9 protein-coding genes are annotated in these 12,073 nt (G+C 41.4%); 1 reads left to right on the plus strand and 8 read right to left on the minus strand.

What is annotated here, in order from left to right; all coding sequences use genetic code 11:
- Positions 1 to 79: 79 nt before the first annotated feature.
- Positions 80 to 1,012: a helix-turn-helix domain-containing protein gene (locus ACOFKR_RS05465; RefSeq protein WP_419803012.1), complete on the minus strand. Its 933-nt coding sequence runs from the start codon at positions 1,010 to 1,012 to the stop codon at positions 80 to 82.
- Positions 1,013 to 1,110: 98 nt separating this feature from the next.
- The gene (locus ACOFKR_RS05470; protein WP_419803013.1) at positions 1,111 to 1,944 is read right to left on the minus strand and encodes an SDR family NAD(P)-dependent oxidoreductase; all 834 of its coding nucleotides are present in this window, start codon (positions 1,942 to 1,944) and stop codon (positions 1,111 to 1,113) included.
- Positions 1,945 to 2,627: 683 nt separating this feature from the next.
- On the opposite strand from ACOFKR_RS05470, the gene ACOFKR_RS05475 reads away from it, so the two are divergent.
- Positions 2,628 to 3,740 (plus strand): acyltransferase family protein, encoded by a 1,113-nt coding sequence (locus ACOFKR_RS05475; protein ID WP_419803014.1) that lies wholly within the window; start codon positions 2,628 to 2,630, stop codon positions 3,738 to 3,740.
- A 305-nt stretch (positions 3,741 to 4,045) separates the two neighbouring features.
- Here the strand turns inward: ACOFKR_RS05475 and ACOFKR_RS05480 are convergent, their stop codons facing one another.
- The 6 genes from ACOFKR_RS05480 to ACOFKR_RS05505 form a co-directional block, all read right to left on the minus strand.
- Entirely contained in the window at positions 4,046 to 5,047 is a 1,002-nt protein-coding gene (locus ACOFKR_RS05480) for a hypothetical protein (RefSeq protein WP_419803015.1), read from the minus strand.
- Between the two features lie 27 nt (positions 5,048 to 5,074).
- The gene (locus ACOFKR_RS05485) at positions 5,075 to 8,140 is read right to left on the minus strand and encodes an efflux RND transporter permease subunit (RefSeq protein WP_419803016.1); all 3,066 of its coding nucleotides are present in this window, start codon (positions 8,138 to 8,140) and stop codon (positions 5,075 to 5,077) included.
- Between the two features lie 163 nt (positions 8,141 to 8,303).
- Positions 8,304 to 9,200 (minus strand): efflux RND transporter periplasmic adaptor subunit, encoded by an 897-nt coding sequence (locus tag ACOFKR_RS05490; protein ID WP_419803017.1) that lies wholly within the window; start codon positions 9,198 to 9,200, stop codon positions 8,304 to 8,306.
- 47 nt (positions 9,201 to 9,247) lie between these two features.
- Positions 9,248 to 10,564: a TolC family protein gene (locus ACOFKR_RS05495; RefSeq protein WP_419803018.1), complete on the minus strand. Its 1,317-nt coding sequence runs from the start codon at positions 10,562 to 10,564 to the stop codon at positions 9,248 to 9,250.
- Positions 10,503 to 11,291, minus strand: a complete 789-nt coding sequence (locus ACOFKR_RS05500; RefSeq protein ID WP_419803019.1) for a phosphatase PAP2 family protein — start codon at positions 11,289 to 11,291, stop codon at positions 10,503 to 10,505. Before ACOFKR_RS05500 ends, ACOFKR_RS05495 begins: the two co-directional genes overlap by 62 nt.
- A 220-nt stretch (positions 11,292 to 11,511) precedes the next feature.
- Positions 11,512 to 11,772, minus strand: coding sequence for a hypothetical protein (locus ACOFKR_RS05505; RefSeq protein WP_419803020.1), 261 nt, complete (start codon positions 11,770 to 11,772; stop codon positions 11,512 to 11,514).
- Positions 11,773 to 12,073: the final 301 nt, after the last annotated feature.

Raw genomic sequence — 12,073 nt, forward strand, 5'->3', positions numbered from 1 at the left:
ATAAAAGAAGCATGCAAGATTTATGGTAAGAAAAAGAATTTCGTCTAGCATAATTAATCTCTGTATGATGAATTTATAGTTAATTAAAATTTGCCCTAAATTCAAGCGGTGATTGACTGGTTTTGTTCTTGAAAAACTTGGTAAATGATTGCGGGTGTTCAAAACCCAACCTGTAAGCGGTTTCACTGGCGGACAAACCAGTGGTTGACAGTATTTCTTTTGCCTTTTCAATAAGCTTGTCGTGTATACGCTGCTGCGCATTTTGGCCACTGAGCGAACGCAGCATATCACTTAAATAAGTTGGCGTAAGGTTTAAATGTGCGGCCAGATAACTAACCGTGGGCAGGCCTTCGCTTAGTGTTGTTTCGTTGTTAAAATAATCTTCTAACAGGCTGTCCAGTTGTTGGAGGAGGTCATTGTTCACTGCTTTCCGGGTTATAAATTGCCGTTTATAAAACCGGTCTGCATAGTTCAGCAACAGTTCAACCTGGGCAATAATAACGTTCTGGCTAAAATCATCGATCCTGCTGTTCAGTTCGGTTTCGATCATTTTAAAAATAGAAATAATAGTTTCTTTTTCTTCTTCCGATAAATGCAATGTTTCGTTGGCAGAATAAGAGAAAAAGCCATATTGACGGATTTTTATAGCGAAAGGTGAGTGCAGGAAAAAATCCGGGTGGATCAGCAGCGTATATTCAGAACATGCTTCAGCATTGTCAGGCTCGTTTTTTTCAGCGTTTCCAATAATCTGGCCCGGGGCGGCAAACAACAAACCGCCTTCATCAAAATCGTAATAATACTGCCCGTATTTTAATTTTCCGCTGAGTTTCGGTTTGTATGATATTTTATAAAAGTTCAGCACATGGGATTGCGGTAAATTATTTACTGCAGCCTGGTTCTTTTCTATGTCCAGCAAACTAATCAACGGATGCAGTGGTTTTGCCAGGCCGATAGACGAGTGCAAATCGGACAAAGACGCAAACCTGTGCGGGACGTTTTCATTTTTTTTCATCTTCCAGCAATTTATAAAATCGCAACCGATAATCAGGTATTATCAGTTGCGATTTGTACTTTAAAAATTTATCCCTGCTTGCGGCCCTTAGTTAAATATCAACCTTGGGCAGAATCAGAAACGGTTTCCCAAGCTTCCCAAGTGGCCAAACGCTCAGCATATGCCTTACGTACATCTGACAAATTGTGGCTGCCAAGAAAAAACCGTAGTGGCGGGTTTTCAGAATCTACAACCTGAAACAAAGCATCCGGTGTTGCATTCGGATTCCCCCTTTCAAGGTCTTTTATGCCATCAAAGGTTTTCTTTTTAAAAGCTGCGTAAATCTCAAGGCCTTCTGAAAACTTCAAAGATTCAGGGCTTCCAAACTCAGTTGCATAAGCACCCGGCTCAATGATGGTTACCTTAATCCCGAAAGGTTTGATTTCTGAAGCCAGGCTTTCATGGATCGCCTCGAACGCCCATTTGGAGGAGCAGTAATAGCCAATTATTGGCACTGTTACATGGCCGAGGTTGCTTGATGTGCCCAGTATATGCCCATAGCCCTGCTTTCTGAGCAATGGCAAAGCTGCCTGGATTACGGAAACCGCACCCAGGATATTGGTTTCATACAGTGCACGTACATCTTCTAAATTGCCTTCTTCAATGGTTCCTACAAGAGAATATCCGGCATTGTTAAAAACAATATCCAGCCTGCCAAAATGATCAAACGCCTGTGTTAATGCCGTTTTTACCTGATCGGGCTTGGTTACGTCCAACTCCAGCGTCAGCACTTTATCGCCATACTTTTCTTTAAAATCAGCAATGCTTTCCAGCGAGCGGGCCGTAGCTGCAACTTTGTCGCCACGCTGAAGTGCGGCTTCTGCCCAAATCCGACCAAAACCGCGAGAAGTTCCGGTAATAAACCAAACTTTGTTTTTTTCCTGATACGTCATGATTTTCTATTTTTTAAGTTAACGGTACAAAGGTTGGCCACTGTTGTTCCCCGGTTGTAGCCTAACTGAGGAACTTTGTAGCCTAACTGAGAAATCAAACATTTGCCGGGATATTGAAACTGGTTACAATAATACTATTTGCCTAAAACCAGCTTGTAGCCCTGGCCAATTGCCCAGACTGCCGCCACAAAACCCGCACGCTGTTTTGCTGCCCTGATCGATTGTAAATATTTTGGTTTGTGATTTTTAAAATATAAATATATGGGCTTGATAAAATTTCCCCTGACAGGTTTGCAATGCTTCTTTTATGCCCTAAAATTTTGCTTTCTAATTATTGCTGATGAAAAAAATTCCTAAAAAACCACCAAATTTTAGGTGATAAAAGAAGCATGTAAAATAATGCACTAAAATTCATCGGCCGCGCAATAACAACAGTCAAAAACTAAATCCTGAAAAATCAATTAAACGAGCATGAACCATGGCGACCGCAAACCCTGACCAAAATTTTATCGGCAAAAGGCTATATTTTACCTTTAATTTAACCTGAAAACCTGATGTTGCATTGGTGCAGTACTTTTCTGAGCGTTTAAGGATTTTGTCGGATTGTAAATTTTCAATAATTTGGGCAACTGCGGGCAGCGGATATTGCCCCGTCAAACTTTAACCGACAAGATCTACATTAAATGCACAAAAACCACATTGCCCCTGCAATGCTGCAAACAAAACAGCATTACAAAATTCTCGACGGGTTGCGAGGCATCGCTGCCCTGGCCGTTGTAACGTTTCATTTTATGGAATGGGTTTATACAGATCCTAAAGAAAATTTTATCGGGCACGGTTTTTTGGCCGTCGATTTCTTTTTCTGTCTATCGGGTTTTGTGATCGGATATGCGTATGATGACCGTATAGCAAAAATGGGCGTTCTTGAGTTTTTTAAATCAAGGATCATCCGGCTGCACCCGCTGGTTGTGGCAGGCTCGGTATTAGGTTTGCTGGCGTTTTTGTTCGATCCGTTTGGCGGTCATCCCGAACTGTATGACACAGGTAAAATCATCCTGGCATTTCTTTGCTCGATACTGCTTATCCCATTCCCTTTAATAGCCGACCGTAGCTTTAACCTGTTCAGTTTTAATGCACCTGCCTGGTCATTGTTTTGGGAATATGCCGCTAATATTGTTTACGCATTTGTGCTTTATCGGGTTCGCCGCGGCTATCTGCTGCTGCTGACCTTGCTCTCCGCCGTGGCTATTTGCTTTGTGGCATACCGTTCCGGCAATTTAGTGGGCGGCTGGAGCGGGCCTACCTTTTGGGATGGCGGTGCCCGGATATCCTATTCTTTTTTGGCAGGGCTGCTGGTTTACCGATACAATTATATCATCAAAAACAAGCTGGGGTTTATCGGCATAGCTTTATTGTTGTTCCTGGCTTTTATTATGCCGTCCTCCAGTTGGAACTGGTTGACTGAACCATTAGTCGTGCTGTTTTATTTCCCTTTGATGATTGCTTTGGGGGCAGGGGCTGTTTTGACAACCGGTTTAGAAAAAATCTGCGTTTTTTTAGGAAAGATATCATACCCATTGTACATGACGCATTATGCCGTGTTATGGATGTTTGGTAATTATTACGCCAGCCACAAACCAGGCACCGTGCAACTTGCCCTGATTATTATAGCCGCGCTAATCATGCTGGTTGGGGCAGCGTATTTGGTAATGGTGATTTACGATATCCCCGTGAGGAAATATTTAACCCATAAACGAAGTAAAAGCTTTGCCAAACAAGAAACCACTGCTGTTTAAAACCTGCGTTTTTAATGTTATAATTTGATTTTTTCCGGAGATTGGAATCTATAAGTTAATTTTCCGACCGCTACTAAAAGGTCGTTTTAATGGCTTGGTTAAATTTTGTTCAGAATAGTTACAATGCTTCTTTTATCGCCTAAATTTTGGTGGGTTTTTTATTGGAAATCCTTATAAAAGCGAAATTTATGGGCATAAAAGAAGCATGTAAATTTGCCGGTAAAAGTTCAAACAGACACCAATCTCAATAAAAAACATAATTATATTTCACTGTTTTTTAGGTGATAAAAGAAGCATCGGCTTAATCATTCCATCTTATAAACCAAAACTATAAAAGTTCCCGGAACAGCCTTGCGCGTGCCAGCAACCATATCGGCAACGCTTAAATAAATTTTATGCGTTTTGGTGTTTAAAGCCAGCGTTTTTGCGCGGAATTGTGTTTGCAAAGTTTGCAGAACGGCATATTCATCGGCGGTTTTTTGTTTGATGATGGTTGTGGTTCCGTCGCCGTTTGAGGCAAAGATGAGTTTGGTTTGAGGGTCGTAGGCCACGGCATCCACACCTGCGCCAATCGGCACGGTGGCAATTACTTTTCCGCTGGTTTCATCCACCACGCTCAAACCTTTATTTTCCCGGCAAACGGTAAAAAGCCTTTTGTTTCTGGCATCCAGAGCCAAACCGGTTGGGCCGCCGCACGGTGCCAGCGGGAAGTTTTTCAGCACTTTCATGGTTTTGGCATCAATCACGTCCATGCTGTTTTTATCCTCTAAATTATTGTAAATCTTGCCTTTACCATCACTAACGGCAAATTCCGGCCCACCGCCGAGCGCAACCGTTCCGATTTGTTTCAAGGTTTGCGGATCGATCACCGCTGCATTATTACTTTCTCCGCAGAAAGTAAAAACGCGATCGGAAGAAGGATCATACATAATTGCATCCGGCCCGTTCACATCGGTTAACGGGATTGTGGCAATTGTTTTCAAAGTTTTCAGATCAAAAACAACGGCTGCATTTGCCCTGCCATCGCTGATAAAACCTTTGTTTAAATGATTTACAATGGCGATGCCGTGCACACCTTTCATATCGCTGATTGTGCCGATACTTTGTTCCGTAGCGAGGTCAATCACGTTTACGGCCGTCCCGTGCGAAACATACAAACGGTTGTTTACGGCATCGATGCTGAGGTAATCATAACCGCCGTCGCCCGTAAGCGGTATGGTTTTATCAAGCACATAATTCTGCGCGTTGGCACACAAAGAAATACTGCCTAAAAACAGTATCATTAAAAATTTGAGGTTGGTTTTCATGCTTTTTTTATCGGTTAAATTTTAGTGTTATGAATTATTATTTGTTTCAAGGTTGTTTTTAATAACTGTGGTTGGTTCATGGCGATAGAATACTCGGATCATGGTGGGCAATACAATCAGCAACAATGGAAGTGCAATGATAAAACCTCCGATTACGGCAATGGCCAGCGGCTGGTGCAGTTGCGCACCCGCACCAATGCCCAAAGCAAGTGGCAAAAGTGCAATAATGGCTCCCAAAGCCGTCATTAATTTGGGGCGAAGGCGGGTGGAAATCGCATACACAACTGCCTCTTCCACAGATTTTTCGTGCAGGGTTTCTTTAAATTGCCAGAAAGTAAAAATCGAGTTTTCACCGATGATGCCCACAATCATAATCAGGCCGGTATAACTACCCACATTTAAAGGTGTATTGGTAAGGAACAGCGCCAGATAACTGCCGGAAATGCCCAGCACGGAAACAACAAGGATAATAAGTGATGCCCTAAAATCCCGGAACAGGAACAAGATCACCACAAAAACCAGGAAACTGCTCGCGATCAAAATCATTAACAGTTCTTTAAAAGATTGCTGTTGCTCGGAATAAGAACCTCCATATTCAATATGATAGCCGCCCGGGAGGTTGATGTTTTTTTGAATGCTGTTTTGGATGTCTTTCATTACGCTGCCCAAATCACGGTTTTCAAGACGGGCCGTAACTACGCCCATGGATTGCAGGTTTTCCCGTTCCTGTTCTGCATCACCGGGCAAAATATTTACATCGGCAAGGTTTTGGATCGGGATAAGCTGGCCATTAGCTAAAAATATTTTTGTTTGCTTGATGTCTGCAAGGCTGCGTTGCCGACTGCGCGGCATAACCATCCTAATATTTGAAATCTGTACATTTTGCAACAGGCTTCCAACTACTACGCCTTGTAAAGAAGTTTCTAATTGGGTTTGCAGGTCAGCCGGTGTAAGTCCGTATTGGGCAAGTTTAGTAGAATTAGGCTGAATATCAACCGACGGGCCAGCGATGACGATACCATTAAAGACATCAGCAGTACCCTGCACTTTGCTGATCGTTGCAGCCACTTGTTGCGACAGGTTTTTAAGGATTTGCCGGTCATCACCAAAAATCTTGATCTCAACCGGTTGTACCGAATTCATGAGGTCGCCCAGCATATCAGTAATAACCTGTCCAAAATCCACCGTTAATGCAGGTTGGGAAGATTGGATTTTCTGCCTGATTTCGTTGATTACCTCGTCGGTAGTACGGCTTCTTTTTTTCTTTAACTGAATGAGATAATCGCCGCGGTTCGGCTCGGTAATAAAGAAACCCATTTGTGTACCGGTTCGGCGCGAGTAGGCTTCAACTTCCGGTATTTTAACGATGATTTTTTCTGCTTCCCGAAGTATCCGGTCGGTTTCTTCCAGCGAAGTACCCGGCGGCGTATTGTAATCCAGCACAATACTGCCTTCATCCATTTCAGGTAAAAAACCGGTTTGTAAATGTGGCAGTACCAGCACGATGGAAACAATTAATATCGCTACAAAAATAAAACTGATCCATGCTTTCGATATAAAAAAGCTTACCCAGCCCTGCTTTTTAACCTGATGCTCTTGGGCTTTAATGGTATTTACCCCTGCATTACGGGTCAGCAGCAGATAAATAACGGGAAGGCCGATCCAGGTAACAAAAAACGAACACACCAAGGTAATGATCATGGTATTCGTCATGATGGAGAAATACGCGCCCGCCACACCCGACATCAAAATAAAAGGTATAAAAATAACAATGGTACTTAAAGATGAGCCAATCATGGCCGGGAAAAGATAGCCGATGGCACGTTGGATCAGTTCAGTAGTTGGTTCGTCCGGATGTTCTTCATGTGTACGGTGGATCTGTTCTACCACTACAATCGCATCATCAATAATTAAACCTATGGAAGCGGCAATCGCACCAAGCGTCATGATATTAAAAGTATAACCCAGAACGTAAAGCACAATCAGCGTAAGCATTAAAGTGATGGGAACGGTAATGAGGATCGTAGCACTTGCTTTTATAGACCGTAAAAAAATCATGGCAACAATGATGGCAAGGGCAAGGCCGATCCAAATGCTGTCGGTTACACTTTTTACGCTGGTATTTACAAAATCTGCCTGCACGTAATAAGGTTTTACAATCACGTCTTTGGGTAAAATTTGCTTCAGTTTTTCTACCTGCTTCGTCATTTTATCCGACAAGGTTATCAGGTTGGCGTTGGGCTGTTTAATTACAGCGATCAAAACGCCCTGGCGACCGTTGGCGTTAATTTTGGTGTATTCAACAGCCGGACTAATGTTTACATCTGCAATGTCTTTTACCTGGACTACTCTTTTCCCATTGTTCCTGATGATTAAATCTTCCAGATCACTTTTATTTTTTGGCGTAGCATCGGTAACCGTTAAATACAGGTATTTATAATCAGAGAGATAACCTTCCGAACGGATAAAGCTCGTATTGTTTAAAGCAGTCGCAATTTCTTGCGGTGTGATCGACATGGCAGTCATCTTTTCCGGCTTCAAAACCAGCCAGAATTCCTTCGTTTTGCCACCAACGATCCTGATTTCAGAAACGCCTTCAACCTGCGAAAGAAAAGGTTTAATGGTATAAGTAGCTAAAGTGTTAAGTTCGATGGGCGATTTGCTATTGCTTTCCAACGTATATCCGCTTACCGGCAAGATAGACGGGTTCATCTTTTCAACGGTCACGGCTACTCCGGCAGGTAAATCCGCTTGTATTTCGGCTATTTGCGATTCAACTTGTTGTTTGCTTAGGTCGATGTTGGCATTCCAGCTCATAAAAGCAGAGATTTCTGCACTGCCACGGCTGGTAATGCTTCTGATCAGCTGTAGGTCCGGTACTTTTTTGATGGCATTTTCCATCGGCCTGGTTACCGTAACCATCATTCGGTTTACCGGTTGAAGCCCGGCATCGGCAATCACTTTTATCTTCGGAAAAGTAATTTCAGGAAAAAGGGAAATATGGATTTTCTCATAAACAAATATGCCCGAGCCAAAAATAAGCAACAGGATAATGGCAATCGGATTTTTATAAGTTACAAAAAAGCTTTTCATGTTATGCCTGTTTACACTTGTTCAACTTATTTCCCATGCTTCTTTTATGACATAAAAATCTGTCAGCTGCACAGGCTTTTTAAAGAGTTGTGCCACACGGCACTGATTTTTATGCCATAAAAGAAGCATCGTCAATTTTCGTACATAAACTTTTATCATATCTTCAATGCCCTGCAACTTTTACTTTCGCCGTATCTGCTAATCCGTAATTTCCGGTAGTTAGTATTTTATCATGTGCCGCTATTTTATCTGAAATGATCTGTACCGATGAAGCCGTTTCTATGCCTTTTTTAACAAGTATTTTTACTGCTGTAGAATCATTGATCAGTTTCATCACCCAAAACTCGTCCTGTGTTTCATTTGTTAAAACTGCTGTTTGTGGAAGCAATAAGCCATTTGGGACTATGTTTTTCAGGATACTTACTTTCACGATCAGGTTTTCGGGTATTTGCTTTATGCTTTCGGCCCGGATTATTACTTTTTGTGTTTGAGAAAGCGAATCAACAACCGGCATTAATGAACCAACTGTGCCTTTTAGCTTACTGCCATCCGGAAGCAGTAAATTTACCGGTTTGCCCAATTGAACATATTGGCGAAGCTCGAAAGGTAAGTTCATTACAAAAACAAAACTGCTGTTGTTGCTGATGACGGCAAGCAAGTCGCCGTCTAATAAATAATCCCCTTTTTGATGGTTCAACTGCGTGATAAAACCGCTTTGATTGGCTTTTACACTGATAATTCCCGAAAAATGAAGGCTTGGGTCCAACGAACTAATTGCGTTTCCGATTGTCCGTGCTTCCTTTGTTTGTATGGTGAACAATTTTTTGCCTTGAACCACATATTGCCCCGGAATAACATTTACGCTTTGCAGATATCCCGTTGAACTTGCTTTAACATAGTTTTTCTGCAAAAAGGAAGAAGTAGCATTGAGCACTATTGAATCTGCAATCGTTTGCTGCTTTACTTCAACTACAGAAACAGGCGTTACAGCCTCCGGCGTTGCTTCTGCATCATCCGCTTTATTACCGCCTTTGCAGCTCAGCAGAAAAAATACTGCCAAAAAGAGTATGTGTAAAGGTTTGCCCTTCAAATTTAAAATTCTTGCCACTATTTTTTCCAGTAATTTAATTGATTGATCAGTTGTAAACCGTTGATTTGATTTAAGGTGAGCTGATTACGTGCCAGCAAATAATTGTTGATGGCCAACACCAGATCGGCCACGCGCAGATCGCCGGTTTGCATCAGCTCAAAATCAACTGTTACCAAACGTTCTGAATATTTAAGCTGCTCGGTAATTTGTTTAATTAAGCCTTCGTTTCCGCTGATTTGCTGCTGTAAAAGCGCAATTTGCTGGTTATATTGCCTTGTAAAAAAAGCACGGTAATTTTGGCGCGTATTCTCCTCCATATCCAACTTTTTGTATTGTAGTTTGCGCCGCCTGCCATCATAAATAGGCATGGTTAAACTAAAGCCGGCACTTGTACCAAAGTTGTGTGCAAACGGTGCAATAAAACCAGTGTTGTAACCGCCATCCGCAAAAATACTGGCTCGGGGCCGATAACTGAAATCAATTATTTTCCTGCTGTTTACCAGCCGGATACTATCCAAACTATATTGTTTAAAAAAAATGCTATTGGTAATCTGAGGCTTGATGCTGACCTCAATCCGAGGGTTTTGCAATTTTACGGTTGTTGTATCTTCAATTCCGGCCAGATAATTAAGCATGGCAAAATCGTTTTGAAACTGGATGCGCGATTGCGATAACTGCAGGCTTTGCTGTTGCAGCGTAACCAAAAAAGTAAGGTAATCGCTTTGCCGGTAAACATTGCTGCGGGTCAGTGCTTTCAGGATTTTTTCTTCTTTAAACAACAACTGATTTACAGATTGATTAAATTCCAGTTGCTGCAAACTGCCATAAGCGGTGATATACTGGCCGGTAACCGATCTGTTTAAATCCTGCTCCGAAATATTCCGGGTATTGTTGATAGAATCGGCAGCAAGCCCAAGCATTTTTAGTTGCGCTTTGATATAACTTTTACTATCTAAAGATTGGTTTGCACCAACTACGCCGCTCAAAGTTTGTATGTTGGTGATAGAGCCATCGTAGCCGTAGCCATGGATTACCGGCGCAAAAACACCAGAACTATTTAGCCCGACTTGTGGTTTGTACCGCGCTTTTATGCCCAAGCTGTCTAATTTAAAGGAAGCATACTGGTTTTGGTAATCTTTTAAAAGCGGACTGTTTTTTAAGGCTTGTTCCTGATAAAATTGCAGCGTATTATTTTGTGCCGAAGCAAAAAAACGGCCTGTCAGCAGTAAAATTGCAAGTAGTACCAATGCTGTTTTTATCGGCATAAAATCATCAATTAAAACGGTGCACCAGCGCAAAGCCGGGATATCCTTGCGTGTAACTCGGTATCGCAACCGTTTTGTAACTGTAGTTTTTAAATAAATGCCTCGCCACAAACGGATAAACCGTGTAAGCAATTTTGGTAGAGATAATGCCCAAACCGGCACCGGCAATCACATCGCCCAGATAATGTTTGTTGTTGTACAAGCGCAAAACGCCAACCGATGCCGCCACCGCATAACCGCCATAACCAATCCAGGGCGAAACATCTTTATATTCCTGGTACAAATATTCTGCAGCGGTAAAGGCCGAAGCCGTGTGGCCGGAAGGAAATGATTCATAATCTCCGCCATCGGGGCGCAATTCGCGGACTGATTTTTTGGTGATCTGGCTGCCCACTTCCATAATCCCGTTGGAAATCAAAACAATCAAAGTACGGTCGCGGAAGTTGTGTTTTCCTTCAACCCCAACCAAATTTAAACCGTAAAGTGCGGCCGTTGGAACTATCCACAGGTAATCATCGGCATGAGAAGAAAAATTAGGGTTATTGGTAACAATTTGGTGCTGAACAGAATGGTTTAGATTTTTTAGCGGTGGCACAAAAAGCGACAACGCGCCATAACCAACCATTGCCGTTGGCACAATATATGGTTTAAAACCTTTTTCAATTACACTGCGCTGGTATTTTGGGTGGATAAAAGAAGTATCCGTTTTGATAATTTTTGATGAATCCTGCGCCTGAAGATTACAAACACATAAGCTTAAAATGGTAAGCAAACCATAGATTTTAATTCGGGACATATACTTCTTTTAGGGCATAAATATTTGTCATCAAAAGTAGAAATCAATTTTGTAGAAATCCTGGACTTAAACCAGTTGGCGCAAACTAAAGTTGTAACCATTTTATCGCAAAAAATCAGATATTAACTTCTAACTCTGTCGAACTTAAATCAAAAAACAGGTTTTGTGCTTCATGCAAAAATCTGATGTATTTGATATGGTGCTTGTTTAGCTTAAAATCTCAAATCTGTTCTCGGTGGTCTTTCCAGGCAGGTATCAAATCATAATAGTCAGTCTGCTTATATTTTCTTCCGTATATAAAACCCGATTTTTGCAAAATTTCTTGTGTAATAGCTGCCGGTTTAATCAGTTCAAAACCTAAAACGGTTTGATTTTGCAGATGAATACCATGGCTGGTAATACCCATAACTTGTATATGTTTTTCAACAGGAACAACAGTTTTTACGTAGTTTCCGAAACGCAATTCAGTTTTTTGTATCATCTTCAACAATTGAAAATTATAGCTTAATGTTGTAAAGGTAAAGCAGTTATATGTTTATGCAGAGTTGTCTGGGTCTTAAATCCTTTGCTTTTTAAGATTGATCCTGATAAAATTAACTTATGAAATTGTATAAATTCTGTGTTTTTAAAAAATTGTAAGCCATTTTGAGTATTTTGAAACTTATGTCACATAAAAAGTTCTGAATTTTATTTAGCGGTTGGCAATTCAACCAGAATTTCTTCAGAATTTACTTATATGTTTGTTACAACTAATGATTTTGTTCTGAAACTAGTTGATCAAT

The sequence above is a fragment of the Mucilaginibacter sp. genome (assembly GCF_965201005.1).
Classification (GTDB): Bacteria; Bacteroidota; Bacteroidia; order Sphingobacteriales; family Sphingobacteriaceae; genus Mucilaginibacter_A.

Bases quoted from the DNA above. Each gene is read 5' to 3' on its own strand.
- ACOFKR_RS05500 (WP_419803019.1), bottom strand. From the start codon at position 11,291: ATGTCCCGAATTAAAATCTATGGTTTGCTTACCATTTTAAGCTTATGT.
- ACOFKR_RS05475 (WP_419803014.1), top strand. From the start codon at position 2,628: ATGCACAAAAACCACATTGCCCCTGCAATGCTGCAAACAAAACAGCAT.
- ACOFKR_RS05485 (WP_419803016.1), bottom strand. From the start codon at position 8,140: ATGAAAAGCTTTTTTGTAACTTATAAAAATCCGATTGCCATTATCCTG.
- ACOFKR_RS05480 (WP_419803015.1), bottom strand. From the start codon at position 5,047: ATGAAAACCAACCTCAAATTTTTAATGATACTGTTTTTAGGCAGTATT.
- ACOFKR_RS05470 (WP_419803013.1), bottom strand. From the start codon at position 1,944: ATGACGTATCAGGAAAAAAACAAAGTTTGGTTTATTACCGGAACTTCT.
- ACOFKR_RS05505 (WP_419803020.1), bottom strand. From the start codon at position 11,772: ATGATACAAAAAACTGAATTGCGTTTCGGAAACTACGTAAAAACTGTT.
- ACOFKR_RS05465 (WP_419803012.1), bottom strand. From the start codon at position 1,012: ATGAAAAAAAATGAAAACGTCCCGCACAGGTTTGCGTCTTTGTCCGAT.